Annotated in this window: 16 protein-coding genes; 13 read left to right on the top strand and 3 right to left on the bottom strand. The window is 30.8% G+C overall.

Annotated elements, in window-relative coordinates; genetic code table 11:
- Positions 1 to 39: 39 nt before the first annotated feature.
- The 6 genes from LIX58_RS09125 to LIX58_RS09150 all read left to right on the top strand — a co-directional run bounded on the left by LIX58_RS09125 (position 40) and on the right by LIX58_RS09150 (position 5,230).
- The gene (locus LIX58_RS09125; protein ID WP_103298567.1) at positions 40 to 558 is read left to right on the top strand and encodes a type 1 glutamine amidotransferase domain-containing protein; all 519 of its coding nucleotides are present in this window, start codon (positions 40 to 42) and stop codon (positions 556 to 558) included.
- Positions 559 to 778: 220 nt separating this feature from the next.
- Entirely contained in the window at positions 779 to 1,591 is an 813-nt protein-coding gene (gene sgtB / locus LIX58_RS09130) for a monofunctional peptidoglycan glycosyltransferase SgtB (protein ID WP_126566338.1), read from the top strand.
- A gap of 177 nt (positions 1,592 to 1,768) precedes the next feature.
- The gene (recX, locus tag LIX58_RS09135; protein WP_154838320.1) at positions 1,769 to 2,572 is read left to right on the top strand and encodes a recombination regulator RecX; all 804 of its coding nucleotides are present in this window, start codon (positions 1,769 to 1,771) and stop codon (positions 2,570 to 2,572) included.
- Positions 2,565 to 2,879, top strand: coding sequence for a YfhH family protein (locus tag LIX58_RS09140; RefSeq protein ID WP_126566333.1), 315 nt, complete (start codon positions 2,565 to 2,567; stop codon positions 2,877 to 2,879). Before recX ends, LIX58_RS09140 begins: the two co-directional genes overlap by 8 nt.
- Before the next feature lie 15 nt (positions 2,880 to 2,894).
- A complete protein-coding gene (locus tag LIX58_RS09145; protein ID WP_154838321.1) occupies positions 2,895 to 4,412 on the top strand; it encodes an ATP-binding cassette domain-containing protein in 1,518 nt (505 codons plus the stop codon).
- On the top strand, positions 4,391 to 5,230 hold the full coding sequence (locus tag LIX58_RS09150) for a teichoic acid transporter (RefSeq protein WP_226386265.1): 840 nt from the start codon (positions 4,391 to 4,393) through the stop codon (positions 5,228 to 5,230). Before LIX58_RS09145 ends, LIX58_RS09150 begins: the two co-directional genes overlap by 22 nt.
- Positions 5,231 to 5,277: 47 nt before the next feature.
- Here LIX58_RS09150 and LIX58_RS09155 read toward each other — a convergent pair whose 3' ends face one another.
- Positions 5,278 to 6,255 (bottom strand): metal-dependent hydrolase, encoded by a 978-nt coding sequence (locus LIX58_RS09155; RefSeq protein ID WP_126566330.1) that lies wholly within the window; start codon positions 6,253 to 6,255, stop codon positions 5,278 to 5,280.
- A 143-nt stretch (positions 6,256 to 6,398) separates the two neighbouring features.
- On the opposite strand from LIX58_RS09155, the gene mutY reads away from it, so the two are divergent.
- From mutY to LIX58_RS09175, 4 genes are all read left to right on the top strand, one after another.
- Entirely contained in the window at positions 6,399 to 7,442 is a 1,044-nt protein-coding gene (gene mutY / locus LIX58_RS09160; RefSeq protein ID WP_226386266.1) for an A/G-specific adenine glycosylase, read from the top strand.
- Between the two features lie 125 nt (positions 7,443 to 7,567).
- Positions 7,568 to 8,110 carry a DUF402 domain-containing protein gene (locus tag LIX58_RS09165; protein ID WP_053030354.1) on the top strand — a complete coding sequence of 181 codons (543 nt, stop codon included), beginning with the start codon at positions 7,568 to 7,570 and terminating at the stop codon, positions 8,108 to 8,110.
- A gap of 164 nt (positions 8,111 to 8,274) precedes the next feature.
- Positions 8,275 to 10,011 (top strand): ABC transporter ATP-binding protein, encoded by a 1,737-nt coding sequence (locus LIX58_RS09170; protein WP_126566323.1) that lies wholly within the window; start codon positions 8,275 to 8,277, stop codon positions 10,009 to 10,011.
- 139 nt (positions 10,012 to 10,150) lie between these two features.
- Positions 10,151 to 11,467, top strand: coding sequence for an ISL3 family transposase (locus tag LIX58_RS09175; RefSeq protein ID WP_226386176.1), 1,317 nt, complete (start codon positions 10,151 to 10,153; stop codon positions 11,465 to 11,467).
- A 101-nt stretch (positions 11,468 to 11,568) separates the two neighbouring features.
- Here LIX58_RS09175 and LIX58_RS09180 read toward each other — a convergent pair whose 3' ends face one another.
- Together LIX58_RS09180 and LIX58_RS09185 are read right to left on the bottom strand one after the other, a co-directional pair.
- Positions 11,569 to 12,663 (bottom strand): FUSC family protein, encoded by a 1,095-nt coding sequence (locus LIX58_RS09180; protein ID WP_126566321.1) that lies wholly within the window; start codon positions 12,661 to 12,663, stop codon positions 11,569 to 11,571.
- Positions 12,664 to 12,821: 158 nt separating this feature from the next.
- Positions 12,822 to 14,111: a glutamate-1-semialdehyde 2,1-aminomutase gene (locus LIX58_RS09185; protein WP_154838324.1), complete on the bottom strand. Its 1,290-nt coding sequence runs from the start codon at positions 14,109 to 14,111 to the stop codon at positions 12,822 to 12,824.
- Between the two features lie 81 nt (positions 14,112 to 14,192).
- Here LIX58_RS09185 and bcp point away from each other — a divergent pair, with 81 nt between their 5' ends.
- The 3 genes from bcp (at position 14,193) to perR (ending at position 16,151) form a co-directional block, all read left to right on the top strand.
- Positions 14,193 to 14,648, top strand: coding sequence for a thioredoxin-dependent thiol peroxidase (gene bcp, locus LIX58_RS09190; protein WP_126566316.1), 456 nt, complete (start codon positions 14,193 to 14,195; stop codon positions 14,646 to 14,648).
- Between the two features lie 5 nt (positions 14,649 to 14,653).
- A complete protein-coding gene (locus LIX58_RS09195; protein ID WP_154838325.1) occupies positions 14,654 to 15,604 on the top strand; it encodes a phosphoglycerate dehydrogenase in 951 nt (316 codons plus the stop codon).
- Positions 15,605 to 15,698: 94 nt separating this feature from the next.
- Positions 15,699 to 16,151, top strand: a complete 453-nt coding sequence (gene perR, locus LIX58_RS09200; RefSeq protein WP_103298555.1) for a peroxide-responsive transcriptional repressor PerR — start codon at positions 15,699 to 15,701, stop codon at positions 16,149 to 16,151.
- The last annotated feature ends 642 nt before the right edge of the window (positions 16,152 to 16,793 follow it).

Consider the following 16,793-nt stretch of genomic DNA (forward strand, 5'->3'; position numbering starts at 1 on the left):
TATATTAAATATAAATTAGTTAAGAAAGGTGATACACATATGGCTAAAAAAGTAGCAATTATCTTAGCAGACGAATTTGAAGATATCGAATTAACAAGTCCTAAAGAAGCTTTAGAAGAAGCTGGATTTGAAACTGAAATTATTGGAGATACTGCTAACGCAGAAGTAGTTGGTAAACATGGTGAAAAAGCTACAGTTAATGTAAGCATTGCAGATGCTAAACCAGAAGACTACGATGCATTATTAATTCCTGGTGGCTTCTCTCCAGACCACTTACGTGGAGATGCAGAAGGTCGTTATGGCGCATTCGCTAAATATTTCACTAAAAATGATGTACCAACATTCGCAATTTGTCACGGACCTCAAGTATTAATCGATACTGATGATTTAAATGGTCGTACTTTAACTGCTGTATTAAACGTACGTAAAGATTTATCAAATGCAGGTGCAAACGTTGTTGATGAATCAGTAGCTGTTGACAAAAATATCGTTACAAGCCGTACACCTGACGATTTAGATGATTTCAATAGAGAAATCGTAAAACAATTAGAAGACTAATTATATTTAATAAGATTAACTAGTATTTGAAGCATATATTTGTTTCAAGTAAAGCTGTCCATGGAGTCATTGACTTTGTGGACAGCTTTTTGCTTTGTATAGTCTCAAGTCGCATACGTAATACACCTTGGGACTGATTTTTGATGATAAGTATAGCTAAAAATATAAAGTACTGTTAAACTCTCAAATATAGAGTGAGTTTAAGTAAAGGAGCTAGCGCATGAAAAGAAGCCAAAGATATAACAACTCGCCTGAGAGATATCCACATCATCAAAATGAACCACATTATAATACGTATTACAGACCTGTAGGTAAACCGCCTAAAAAGAAAAAAAGTAAACGTATTTTTTTAAGAATATTTATTATTTTTGCAATCCTATTCGCTTTGTTTACTGGTTTAATGTATTTCTTATCTTCTAGAGCGAATGTGGAGGCTTTACAAACAATTGAGAATAAAAGTAGTTATGTTCCAGTAGATAATATGCCTGATTATGTAAAAGGGGCATTTATTTCTATGGAGGATGAACGATTTTATAAACATCATGGAGTTGATGTTAAAGGAACGGTTCGTGCCATATTTTCAACGATAGGTGAACATGACGTTCAAGGTGGAAGTACGATCACACAACAAACTGTAAAAAACTATTACTATGATAATGAACGATCATTTACTAGAAAACTTAAAGAACTGTTTGTAGCTCACAAAGTAGAGCAAGAATATAATAAAAACCAAATCTTAAGTTTTTATTTAAATAATATTTATTATGGTAGTGATCAATATACAATTGAGAGTGCTGCAAACTATTACTTTGGAACTACTACTAATCAAAACAATAGTAGTATGTCTCAAATTACTGTGTTACAAAGTGCTATTTTAGCAAGTAAAGTGAACGCACCAAGTGTATATGATATCAATAACATGTCCGACAATTTTAAAAATCGTATTAAAACAAATTTAGAAAAAATGAAACAACAAAATTATATTAATGATGACCAATATCAAGAAGCATTATCACAATTAAATAATTATTAAGATGTTGTTATGAATGAAGAGTAAGATGATTAAAAAGTCTTAATCTTCATTTTTTATTTATCTAGATAGTTAAAATGCTTTGAGAGTGAGGATAGCTATTATAAAATGATAAATGTTGAAGTTAGAAATATTCTCGAGCAATTATAATTATTCATTTTTAGAAAAGGAGGGAAAATTATGCCTAAAATTACAAAAATTGAAGTTCAAAAGAAGAATAAGGAACGTTTCAATCTGTTCTTAGATGGAGAGTTTGAAATGGGCATAGATATCGATACCTTAGTGAAGTTTAATTTGAAAAAAGGACATGTAGTTGAAGCGGCTGAAATGGAACAAATCCAGAAATATGAACACTATAGATTGGGTGTGAATATAGCCATTCAATATTTATCTTATAAAAAGAGAACGGAAAAAGAAGTGCGCCAACATTTAGAGAAAAGTGAAATTAGTGATGTGGCAATTCAACAAGTTATTGATTACTGCTATAAAGAACAATATATTAATCACAATGATTACGCTGAAAGTTTAAAAAATACAATGATTAATACTACTGATAAAGGACCGGAAGTATATAAACAGAAATTGTACCAATTAGGGGTAGAACCTAACATTATTAATCATTTCGTAGCGATATATGAGGAAGAACAACCCTTAGAAGCGGTAGTTAATGTAGCCCAAAAAATAATGAAAACTAAAAAAGGTCCAGAAAGTAAAATAAAACAAAAAGTTTTGCAGAGCTTAGTTCAAAAGGGGTATTCTATGGAAGTAGCTAATCAAGCTATGAGTGAATTAGATTTTACGCAAGATGAAGCGATGATGGATGATTTACTACAACGTGATTTAGAGAAAGTTTATCATAAACAACGTCGTAAATATGATGGACAAATGCTTGTGATGAAAACCATCGAGTCCCTTATGAGAAAAGGCTATAAATATGATAAAATTAAAGATAAATTAGAAGAAAGTGGTATTTCTGATGAATGATAAAAAACTTAGTGAAATGTCTGAACAAGAATTAAGACATGAAATTCAAACGTATAAAGAGAAAATGCGTAAAGCAGAAATGAACGGCATTATGAATGAATATGATGTCTACCAGAGTAAAGTGATTGTAGCCGAAAGTTATTTGGTAGATCGCAATAAAATCGAACTTGGCAGAATGTATAAATTAGCAGATGGCAGTGAACAATATTTTAAAGTCGAACGTTTAAAAGGTATATTCGCATGGGGGTATAGAATTAATAGTTCTAATCCAGAGGAAGGTTTGCCAATCGCTTTATTAAAAATTTAGAAGGATGTAACAAGAATGGGAAGTTCTATAGTTTTAAAGTTACTTAACGTTACGCAATATTATAGGAATAAGAAAGATAGGAAATGGTATTTACCATTTGGCTATGCTGCTGAAGATATTGAATTAAATAAGATATCATTGCATATATATCAAGGTGAAGCGCTAGCAATTATTGGAGAACCTGGCTCATCTAAAACATTGCTTGGCAGGATTATGTCCGGTGATATCAAACCCGATAGAGGTAAAGTGATTCAATCGGTTTCTACATATTATGGTGATATTAAAGATAAACATTTATTAAATATTACTGTAGAAGAATATACTCAAGATATTCAACGATTATTTACATACGAAACATCTTCACATAGTGTTGAACAAATTATTAAATTTGCACATTTAGATGAGAAATCTTCTACAAAAGTGAATGAGCTTAGTCATGCAGAATTTGCGCAATTGATATTGAGTATTGCAAGAGTATGCCGAAATGAAGTGATAATTTTAAATCACATTATTGAACATCTTAATGAAGACTTTTTACAAAAAGCGAAAGAACTGACTAAAGATTATGTTTCTGAGAACCTATCGATTGTCTTTATTGATAATGATGTAGATAAAGTTGCTCAAGTTAGTAACTATGTAGCATGGATTTCACATGGGCAATTGCGTTTAGAAGGCTCATTAAATCAAGTATTGCCAGTATTTAGAGAACATGAACGTGATAGATTAAGTATTCAAAGTGAAGAAGAGAAGCAAAATTTTGACCTTGATTGGAAAGAAAGTCGAAGCCGATTACCTGAGATGAGTTACAGCTTCAAAAGAGTTGAACGATATAAACATGTCAAAATTCCGGATTTCATAGTTAAATTTTGGACGATATTAATTGCAGGATTATTAGCTTTCGTATTATTTGCTGCAATGGTAGTAAATAATGTCGGTAAAATTGAAATACCAGCGAATGAAGTTCAAAAGAAAGTACAAAATAAAGATAAGGATCCATTTGAAGATAAATTGGCATATGGCATTGTTCTTGATAAATCAGTCAAATTAAATGGAGAAGAAAATCGCAATATACCAAAATATAGTTTCGTTACTATTACAGGTGAAAGTGCTAAAAATTACCGCGTTGTCGTTGATGATAAAAATTATGAAATTGGAAAAAGTAAATTGCAATATTTTAATCCGGCTGCCCTCTATGAATCTCATGAATTTAAAACGTTGGCACCATATATGAAATCAAACTATAGTAACTACGTTGATTATTTCAATGGCCAATTACATAAAAAACACGATCAAGTAAAGAAAACACTTGTACCAGAAAAAGATCAGCGCTTTGTAGTGCCTATAACACAACAACCTATTGATATGTTATTTAATGACGAGAATAAATTGACTGGTTTTGTATATCCAATAGTTGACAAAGATAAATTAAAAAACAAATATCATATTAAACAAGATTTGTGGACTGTTAAAACGACTGATGGCTATTTAATTGCTGATATGAAGAACAATAAATGGATTTATGTGGAATTGTAGGTGGAAAAATGATAGATAATTTAATTTTATATTTTAAACACTTTCCATCGCTTTTAAAATTTGCAAAGCAAAGATTATTTAATACATGGAAATGGTTTGCTTACTTATTCTTAGCACAGTTGATTCTAGTTGTTATCTTACTGTTATGTGTATCTTTTTTAGAAATAGAGGAAATAGTTAAAGCTCAATGGTTATATCGACTTACTACTTTGATTACATTTATATCAATAGTAAGTACAATTTATAAAGCATATATGGAGTATAGTAGAGATTACCTAATTACTAAGTCGTTTCAATTAACACCTTTAGTTACTGCTATCATGAATATCATCATGGGTAATATTGTTATTTGGGTATTATCATTTATTATAGCTATTTTTAAACCTACGAACTTAGAAACTTCGGTAATTTCATATTTATTCTTTGCTTTAATGTGTATACTGTTTATGATATTTATTGTCGTAACTCTAGGATTACTTGATTTAATTAGCAACAAAGTAACTAAACTATTTATGATTGTTAGTGCGATTTGTTTCTTCTTAGTGCCAATTATTTATATTCCTAGTACGAAATTCCATATTATTAACCAAATTTTAAAGATTAATCCAATGTATTATCTTTTAGATGGCTCAGCTAGTTCAGTTATTTTTGGTGCTGTAAATATGTATAATATCGCTTATCACATTTATTTTATTATTTTCTTAGTCTTGTTAGGTACAATCAATTTCATGTTAGTGCGCTATGTTGCTCATGAAAAGTATAAATATACAAATCATACCCAAAATGTAAAAGATGATACACAACAACAGGTGAAATAAAAAAGGTACGCTATCAATAAATCTATTTGATAGCGTACCTTATTCTATTAATGTGAGTATAATTTTTTTTGTAATTTTTCTTCTGTAAATACCCAACCAATATAAGAATGATCGATATGATTGTTTTTATCTAAATGTGCAATCGCTGCAAAAGAATAATGACCTTTATTTAAATAGCGTAAATCGATTAATCTAATTTCAGTAGTATCATCATCTAGCTGACGTGTTTGCCAACGATAAATAGATGAGAAATTTAAAAAAGTTCTAATATCAGGATTACCTTTAATTTGCCATAATAATGAGTCTGGTGAAAATTTCTGACGTTTAACTTTGTCAGTAAATGTGACGTTTCGACCGTATGCACGACCAACGTAATCATGTTCTTCAGTTTGAATTGCGACACGCCATTCCATAAATTTCATCGTAGGCGCTACAAAGATTTTAACTGGACGATGTTGTTGTTGAATTTGTTTTAAAGCTTGTTTGCGAATAGTCGCTTGCATTTTAAAACGAACAATATAATAAACAATAAGTATCGCTATAATAGGGAAATACACTAAGAACGGATGAACTCCGCATGCCCAAATAATGATACCAAGACATAGAATACCAAAGATAATGGGATCAAACGTATTAATAACACTGAGTTGAATCCACTTATTAGTAATCGGTCGCAACGCTTGCGTACCATAAGAATTGAAAATATCTACAAATACATGTAGAAATACTGCAAGTTGCGCCCACAACCATACATGTGTTGCATCTATATGTGGAAATAAAATGTAAATTGCGAATGTAATTAATATTGGCCACAAAATAGTAAACGGAATTGAATGTGTAATACCTCTATGATGAGAAATGTAAGTTGCATTATTTTTTAATTTTAAAACAGTATCACCATCAGGGATTAAAGACCCAGCAATTAAAGTTGTAGCCGTAGCTACCATTGTGTCGGCCATCACAGGATCTTGCGTAGCTAATGCGGTTAATCCGACACCCATAGCAATATGTGTGGCTGTATCCATAAAAGTTCACTCTTTTCATTTGAATTTAATATATATTATAATCTAAAAATTAGAATAACAAAATTAAGATACTTAATAAAAAATAAAAAATTAGTTAAATTGGATAAAGTAAAATAAAAATGAACGTAGAAAGGAAAATATAAATGTTCAACGAACCCACTTTTAAAAATAATATCGTAACATGGTTCGAAAAAAATCAAAGAGAAATGCCGTGGCGTGAAACGACAAATCCTTATTATATCTGGTTAAGTGAAGTAATGTTACAACAAACTCAAGTTAAAACCGTCATAGATTATTATCATCGATTCATTCGTCGCTTCCCAACGGTCGAAGCATTAAGCAAAGCCAATGAAGATGAAGTTCTGAAATATTGGGAAGGCCTTGGATATTATAGTCGTGCGCGTAACTTTCATACTGCTATTAAAGAAGTAGAAGAGAAGTATAATGGGGAAGTTCCATCTTCTCCCGATAAGTTTGCTCAATTAAAAGGAGTAGGACCGTATACACAAGCAGCTGTCATGAGTATTGCGTTTAATCAACCATTAGCTACGGTAGATGGAAATGTCTTTCGTGTATGGTCAAGATTGAATAATGACAAACGAGATATTAAACTACAGTCTACGCGTAAAGCATATGAACAAGAATTACTTCCTTATGTACAAGAAGAAGCGGGTACGTTTAATCAATCTATGATGGAATTAGGCGCATTGGTTTGCACACCTAAAAATCCGTTATGTTTATTTTGCCCAGTGCAAGAAAATTGTGAAGCATTCAAAGAAGGAACAGTCCTTGATTTGCCAGTTAAAACGAAAAAGATTAGTAAGAAAACAAAAAATCAAAATGTCTTTTTAATAAGAAATTCTAAAGGTGAATATTTGATAGAAAAAAGACAGGAAAAATTATTAAATGGTATGTGGCAATTCCCAATGTTTGAAGGGCCAGAGGCGTTAAAACAATTAGAAGAAAAATTAAACATTTCAGTAACAATTACAGATGAATCAATATTTCATCTTAAACATCAATTTACACATATGACATGGAATATAAATGTTTATAGTGTCATTGAAGACGTGGATATTTCTCTAGAGAAGTTTAAAGATCAGATGGAATGGTTAGATTTAAATGAACGTCACCAATATACGCTTCCTGTATCGATGGACAAAATATATCGATTTATCATTGGATAATTCGACAATCTTTATGACGCGATAGAACAGTTAATTTAGAAGTATTTTAATGATGTTTCAAGTCTTTTGTAAAAAATATGCTATAATTTAAAGTGCAAAAAAATGATTAAAAGGTGGTGTGGAGTATGGTAAAAGAATCCATACCTAAAGAAGGCGAAAATATAAAAATTCAGAGCTATAAACATGATGGAAATATCCATAGAGTATGGTCTGAAACGACTATTTTAAAAGGAACGGATCATGTAATCATTGGAGGTAATGACCATACTTTAGTCACTGAAAGCGATGGTCGCACTTGGATTACTAGAGAACCAGCCATTGTCTATTTCCATTCTGAATACTGGTTTAATGTGATTTGTATGTTCAGAGAAGATGGCATTTATTATTATTGTAATCTATCTTCACCGTTTGTTTGTGACGAAGAGGCATTAAAATATATTGATTATGATCTCGATATAAAAGTGTATCCAAATGGAAAATATCATCTGTTAGATGAAGATGAATATGAACAACATATGAATCAAATGAATTATCCTCATGATATTGATGTGATTTTACGTCGTAATGTCGATATTTTACAACAATGGATTGAACAGAAAAAAGGACCGTTTGCGCCTGATTTTATTAAAGTGTGGAAAGAACGATATAAAAAGATTCGTAATTACTAAGCATAATAGATGTAATCAGTACATAATTGTTTTATAGTACTTGAGTAATAATAATGAGAGGTTGAAATTACTTTTTTATTACAGACGCTAAAGTTTGTAAGTTAAGTCTTCAACCTCTATTAATTTTCACAAATAAGCGTAAATGGATGGAGGGGGGAACACGAATGATACGACGCTATTTAGAGTTCGTGAAACCATATAAATATCGTATATTCGCGACGATCATTATTGGTATTATTAAATTCGGCATACCAATGTTAATACCATTATTAATTAAATATGCTATAGATGGCGTTATTAATAACCATGCGCTTTCTACTAATGAAAAATTCCAACACTTAGCAGTAGCGATTGGGATAGCATTATTTATCTTCTTAATTGTTAGACCACCTATCGAATATCTTCGCCAATATTTAGCTCAATGGACAAGTAACAAAATTTTATATGATATTAGAAAGCAATTATATAATCATTTGCAAGCATTGAGTGCAAGATTCTATGCAAATAATCAAGTTGGCCAAGTTATTTCACGAGTCATTAATGATGTAGAACAAACTAAAGATTTCATTCTTACAGGTCTAATGAATATATGGTTAGACTGTGTAACTATTATTATTGCACTTTCAATTATGTTCTTTTTAGATGTTAAATTAACGTTAGCAGCAATTTTCATCTTCCCATTTTATATTTTAACTGTTTATTTCTTCTTTGGACGTTTAAGACAATTAACACGTAAACGTTCACAAGCACTTGCAGAGGTACAAGGATTTCTACATGAACGTGTTCAAGGGATGTCAGTTATTAAAAGTTTCGCTATTGAAGACAACGAAGCGAAAAATTTTGATCATAGAAATAAAAATTTCTTAAGTAAAGCCTTTAAACATACTTCATGGAATGCTTATTCATTTGCGGCTATCAATACAGTAACAGATTTAGGACCTATCATTGTCATTGGCGTTGGTGCTTACCTAGCTATTAACGGCTCAATCACTGTGGGTACATTAGCTGCTTTTGTTGGATATTTGGAACAATTATTTGGTCCGTTAAGAAGATTAGTTGCTTCATTTACAACGTTGACACAAAGTTTTGCTTCAATGGACAGGGTATTCCAATTAATGGATGAAGATTATGACATTAAAAATGGAGTAGGTGCACAACCTATTGAAATTAAACAAGGACATATTGAATTAAAAGACGTTAGTTTTAAATATAACGATGATGAGTCACTTGTTTTAAAAAATATAAATCTAAATATTGAACGTGGAGATACCGTAGCTTTCGTTGGAATGAGTGGTGGCGGTAAATCAACATTAATCAATCTTATTCCGCGATTTTACGATGTTACTCAAGGTGAGATTCTCATAGATAATCACAATATTAAAGACTTTTTAACTGGTAGCTTAAGAAATCAAATTGGTTTAGTACAGCAAGATAATATTTTATTCTCTGATACTGTAAGAGAAAATATATTATTAGGTCGACCAGATGCTACAGAAGATGAAATAATTGAAGCGGCTAAAATGGCAAACGCTCATGACTTCATTATGAACCTTCCCCAAGGTTATGATACTGAAGTAGGGGAACGTGGCGTTAAGCTTTCTGGTGGTCAAAAACAACGTCTTTCTATTGCACGTATATTTTTAAATAATCCGCCTATTTTAATTTTAGACGAAGCAACAAGTGCTCTCGATTTAGAAAGTGAAGCAATAATTCAAGAAGCTTTAGATGTATTGAGTAAAGATAGAACAACTTTAATCGTGGCACATAGACTTTCAACTATTACTCATGCCGATAAAATTATCGTTATGCAAAATGGTCAAATAGTTGAAACAGGCACACATAATGAACTTATTGCTAAAAAAGGCGCATACGAACATTTATATAGCATTCAAAATTTATAATAAAAATTGGCTCTATAATAAATTGGACTGATGACTAAAAATCATCAGTCAAATTTTTATGTTTTGAATACAAAAATAGCGCAATTACCTCTATAATTATTAGCTACCACACCAAATAAAAAAGAAAGGTAATGCGCCTATGTGTAAGTCTATATTAAATACATTAAGAATTAAAGATAAAAATCTAAATTTTTCAGATGAAGTGACTGAGAAAAAATATAAAGGACGAAAGAGTTTGTTTTACTATGCAGAGCTTACTTATCAACCTACACATTGTGAAAACTGTTTAACTAAAAACGAAAATTTCTCTATAGTGAAAAATGGGAAGAAAACTTCAATGATTACTTTACTTAAAATTATGGAAATGCCTGCTTATTTAAAGCTTCAAAAACAAAGATTTTATTGTAAAACATGTGATAGTTATTTTACTGCTAAATCTAATATTGTCGACGATTATTGTTTTATTTCTAACAAAACAAAACTTGCAGTTTTAGATAAAGTACAAGAATACCGCTCTCAAAAATCTATCGCTAAGTCATGCTTAGTATCATCAATGACTGTATCTAGAGTGATTAATCAAGCGGCAAGCGACGTAGGTCAGTCTTCTTTTGATGCTTTACCTGAACACTTAATGATGGACGAATTTAAAAGTGTTAAAAATGTAATTGGAAAAATGAGTTTTATTTATGCAGATGCTGTATCACACCGCATCGTAGATGTGGTAGCGGATCGTAAGTTAAAATCGCTGAAAGATCATTTTTATCGTTATTCTTTGAAACTAAGACAAAAAGTCAAAACTGTAACGATTGATATGTATGAACCCTATATGTCGCTAATCAAACAATTATTTCCTAATGCGAAGATTATTATTGATCGTTTCCATATTGTTCAATCTTTAAATCGAGCGTTAAATATGTCTAGAGTTCATATAATGAATTGTTATAGAACCTCTAATAGACCGCTTTACAATAAATATAAAAGTTATTGGAAACTATTTCTTAAACCTTTTGAAACGCTAGAGGCATTTAATTATCGTAAAGTCCGTTTATTTAAAGAGTGGAAAACCGAAAAAGGAATTATGAATTACTTATTAAGTGTAGACGTTGAATTATTTAATACATATCACTACGTTCATGAGCTAAGACGATTATTAAAAGAAAACCAAATAGAGAAATTTACTCATAAACTCTTTTCTATTCATCTTTCAGATGTGTGTCCTAGATTACGCCCAGTCATTAGAACTTTAAGAAGATTAACAGCTTTCATTGAAAACTCCATGATATATTCTAACCTGACCAACGGTCCGTTAGAAGGAATTAATAATAAAATCAAACTCATTAAAAGGGTATCTTTTGGTTATAGAAATTATGATAATTTACGTAATCGAATTATTATAACTTCGCGACTATTTGCCTCAACAACAAAAAAAGAGATTAAACAACCTAAGGTTGCTTAATCTCAATATTAGGACTCATCAGTCCGATTTGACGTAGAGCCTAAAAATTCCGCGTATTAAGCACAATCACTTAATATGCGGAATTTTTTATGAGTTGAAAATCATAAATCAAAATCTTCATCAGCAATATCAATTTCAGTATCGTTACGATGATAAGTGAAGAAACTTAATCTTAATCTATCAAGATGTTCTAAGAAGTAACGATATTCTTCAATTGCAGCAATTATCTGCATGATATTTGAATAAGAATACTCAGTTTGATAAGGATTTTGGATTAATTGTTGTTGGAAAGCATCCATTAAATCTTTCTTTTGAGGATTTATAATTTGATTATCAAAACTTTCGATATTATATTTTGCTTTCTTAGATAAGCTTTTTAAAATTTGTTCATGATAAGCAGATAACGAATCCAACTCTAATTTAATTTGGAAGATTAAATTATGATTTACATGATGCAAGTCATTTTGGTAACGAGACATTCGATTAAGTACTTCATAAGCTTGTCTGGTAGTACCAACAACTTCTTTAAACAAGATTTTCTTTCTATTTTGTTGGAAAGCAGTTTTGCGCGTTAATGCTTTTTCTTCTTCATAATAATTAAAGATTTGTTCAAGTTTTGTAATGCGAGATTCTATTTGTTCACCATCTTCTTTAATCTGATGATAGTCAGAAGCGTCATTTAGCACAAGTTTGAACCAAATAAATATATCTGAAGCAATATTTACGGAATTATAATATATTTTGGTTTCAAATTTAGGTGGTAAAAAAATCAAGTTAACAATTGAAGCACTAAGTACGCCAATCATAACAAGGATAAATCTAAAAGTAGCTGCTACATAAAATGATCCAGTGTGCTGTCCCATAATAATGAGAGCAGTTACACCTGCTAAAGTAGCTACGTGCGCTAGATTAATTTTGTATAAAATAGCGATTAATAAAATAACTGTTACACCCATAATAACAATATTTCTGCCGAATATTGTTACCATAATGACTGCAAGGAGTGCGCCAATGACATTCCCTGTAGCTTGCTCAGAGATAGTTTTAATTGAGCGATAGATATTAGGTTGCATAGCAACAATCGCACTAATACCTGCTACAGCTTTTAAACCAACATTATCAGGTAAAAAAGAAGCTATGAACAGAGCAAGGATAATTGCGATTCCAGTTTTTAATATACGAGCTCCTAGCCTCAACTATAACGCTCCTTTTAAAGAAATAATTTTAACTTAGTATACAACCGAACCTTTATTCTATACAAGTTTTTATCCTAAATAAATTAAAATAGCCTATTAAATTGTTATTAAGATGTGAATGTAACAATTTAATAGGCTTAAGTTTAAAATCTTAAGTTTTATTTCATTTGGCTAAATGCATAATCAGCCGCTTCTAATGTTTTATCAATATCTTCTTCTGTATGCTCAGTAGTTAAGAACCAAGCTTCAAATTTAGAAGGTGCTAAATTAATACCTTGGTTTAACATTAATTTAAAGAATTTAGCAAATGCTTCACCATCTGAATTTTCTACTTGTTCATAGTGCGTAATTTTTTCATCTGTGAAGTATAAAGTGAGTGAACCATATACGCGATTAATCGTAGCGGTAATGTTATGTTTTTCAATTAGCTTATTCAATCCATCTTCTAATCGTTTACCTAGGGAATCTAATTTCTCATATACGCCATCTTGTTCTAAAACTTCTAATAATGCAATACCTGCTCTCATTGAAAGAGGGTTACCAGCCATAGTACCAGCTTGATAAGCAGGGCCTAAAGGTGCAACGTGTTCCATGATATCTTGACGACCACCATAACCACCAATTGGTAAACCACCGCCGATAATTTTACCGAATGCAGTTAAATCAGGATAAACATTTAATAAATCTTGAGCGGCACCATAATGGAAGCGGAAGGCTGTGATGACTTCATCATAAATAACTAATGCACCATAGTCATGTGTAATCTTATTTACTTCTTCTAAAAATCCTGGCTGAGGTTCTACCATACCAAAGTTACCGACGATAGGTTCAACTAATACTGCAGCAACTTGATCACCCCAATGTTTCATAGCTTCTCGATAAGATTCAATATCGTTAAAAGGCACAGTAATGACTTCTTTAGCTACACTTTCAGGAACACCAGCAGAATCGGGAGAACCTAATTGTGAAGGACCACTACCAGCAGCGACTAAAACTAAATCAGAGTGACCATGATATGAACCAGCAAATTTAATAATCTTGTTACGTTTAGTATAAGCACGTGCAACACGTATTGTAGTCATTACCGCTTCGGTACCAGAGTTAACAAAACGAATTTTTTCTAATGAAGGAATAGCTTCACGCAATTTTTTACTAAATTCAATTTCTAACTCAGTAGGGGTACCATATAATACACCTTTAGCTGCTTGATCTTGGATAGCTTCAGTAATATGGGGATGTGCATGTCCAGTAATAATTGGTCCATATGCTTGTAAATAGTCAATAAATTTATTGCCATCTACGTCATATAAATATGCGCCATGACCCTCGCGCATCACTACTGGTGCGCCACCACCTACTGCTTTATATGAACGAGAAGGTGAATTTACTCCACCTAAAATATACTCATTAGATAACTCTTGAAGACGTTCACTCTCAGTGAATTTCATTTAGTATCAACCTCTCTTATTTTAAAAATATTCATTACTATCGTATCATATAACTAATTATAAGAAGAAATAGGTGAAATTATGTTAAATAAAGGTGAACAATTTCCAAAATTTAAATTAGAAAATCAAAATGGCGAATGGATAACAAATGAAACCCTTAAAGGTAGCAAAGCTATCTTATATTTTTATCCACGAGATAATACGCCGACTTGTACGACAGAAGCATGTGATTTCAGAGATAATTTAGCATTATTTAATGAAATGAATGTTCAAGTTTACGGAATTAGTGGAGATTCTAAGAAAAAGCATCAAAATTTTATTAACAAACATAATCTGAATTTTGATTTACTAGTGGATGAAGATTATCAACTTTCTAAGGATACTGGCGTTTATCAACTGAAGAAATCATTTGGTAAAGAAAGTATGGGAATTGTACGTACTACGTTTGTAATTGATGAAGACGGTTATATTATAGATGTCATTGAAAAAGTGAAAGTGAAAACACAATTAGATGAGCTTAAACAAATATTGGGGTGAACTCTATGAAAATCGTTAGCTTAAAAAGACTTGGAGATATAGAAAGTGATTTGGAAAATAAATATCCAGATTTAGAATTTTCATTTTTCAAAAAAGCAGAAGAAATACCGGATAATTTAAGAAAAGAAGTGGATGTATTAATTGGATATGATGGTGGCGTTGACAAAGGCTTTATAGAATCTTGCCCAAACTTAAAATGGATAGCATGGTATGCTACTGGCGTTAACAACTTACCATTGGATTATATAAAAGAACGTGACATCATCTTAACTAATACTAGAGGTGTGCAAGCAAAGCAGTTAGCAGAATTTATCTTAGCATTTATATTAGATGATTATAAAAAAATGCGTACATCATATATTAACCAAAAAGAACATCAATATGATTCTAAATTAACTGGTAGACGTTTAGATGGCGAGAAAATTTTATTCTTAGGTACAGGAGCAATTGCACAACGTGCGGTTAAATTATTATCACCGTTTGATGTGGAAATTGTAGGAGTGAGTAAATCAGGTAGAGAAAAGCCAGGATTTAATCAAACATATAGAATTGAAGAATTGGACAATATAATAGGGGAAGCAGATATAATTATTAATTCGCTCCCAGAAACAAAAGAAACGTATCATCTATTAAATCCATCACATTTCGAAAAAATGAAAGATGAAGCACTCTTTATTAATATAGGTAGAGGAACAATAGTTGCTCAAGAAGATATAGTTGCAGTATTGAAGAATAAATTGATTCGTCATGCTTATTTAGATGTATTTGAAAATGAACCACTTGAAGCGGATAATCCTTTATATGATTTGGATAATGTGACGATTACAGCTCATATAACAGGTAATGATATAAACATTAAAAAAGATGCAACGGATATATTTGAAAGAAATTTAACTGATTTTCTCAATAAGAATGAAGTAAATGAGAATAGAGTAGATTTAGATAAAGGATACTAGTTGAAAAACGCTGTACTTATTGACAGCCCGCTTTCTTAACAGTTATATTAATGTTAAGTAATAATTATTATTAAGTAGAAAGATGGTGAATTCAATGAGTGCAGAATTAGAGTCAATAGAACATGAACTTGAAGAATCAATTGCTGCTTTAAGAAAAGCAGGAATCAGAATTACACCACAAAGACAAGCAATTATTCGTTATCTAATTACTTCTCATTCTCATCCAACAGCGGATGAAATTTATCAAGCACTTTCACCTGATTTTCCAAATATTAGTGTTGCGACGATATATAATAATCTTAGAGTATTTAAAAGTATTGGCATTGTAAAAGAATTAACATACGGAGATGCTTCAAGCAGATTCGACTTTAATACACATAATCATTATCATGTTATTTGTGAAAAATGTGGCAAGATAGTCGATTTTCACTATCCACAATTAGATGAAGTGGAACAACTTGCTCAACATATAACTGAATTTGACGTAACACATCATCGCATGGAAATATATGGGCTATGTAAAGAATGCAAAGGTAAAGAAGAATAGGGAATTCAATTTAATTTAAGTTAGATCTGAAGGCTGGGATAATTATTTATTCCAGTCTTTTTTTGTTTTGAGACCACTCATTAAACAAGAAAGAGAAAATTAAATAGAATTAAAAAGTTGAGTTTAAATAGTTAAGTTATATAACTTTAAAGTTGATAAAGTGCATATTTAATATATTAGGATGAACATAATATGGAAATAGTTGAGTTTAAATAATTAAATTATCTAGATCAAAACTGAAATTAAACCTCTCTCATTATCAGTATGTAATTAGAAGAAATTTAAAATAGAAAAAACCTATTTTAATTATAGAAGAGATAATAAGGATTTTGACATTGAATTAACAAAGAAATGAACTAATAAATTAAGTAAAATAACTGTTTTTTAATGTAATTAGTATAAAATATACTCTTTATAATTAAAGGATACATTACATGTGAAATATTAAACTTATTTTTGTCTTGTATATGATTGACGTTCTAAATTAATCTTGCTATTATATAAAAGTCGTCAAAAACACATAACATTTCTTGAAAGACAAAGTTAAGTTTTTTAAATTAATGTTAAGAAAGTGTAATTTTGACTATTGAAAACAAAACAAAAACATTATAAGATATTAAATGTTGAAATAATCAATTAAGT

Origin of the sequence: Staphylococcus sp. Marseille-Q1834, from assembly GCF_916858875.1 — a bacterium.
GTDB classification, from domain to species: domain Bacteria; phylum Bacillota; class Bacilli; order Staphylococcales; family Staphylococcaceae; genus Staphylococcus; species Staphylococcus pragensis.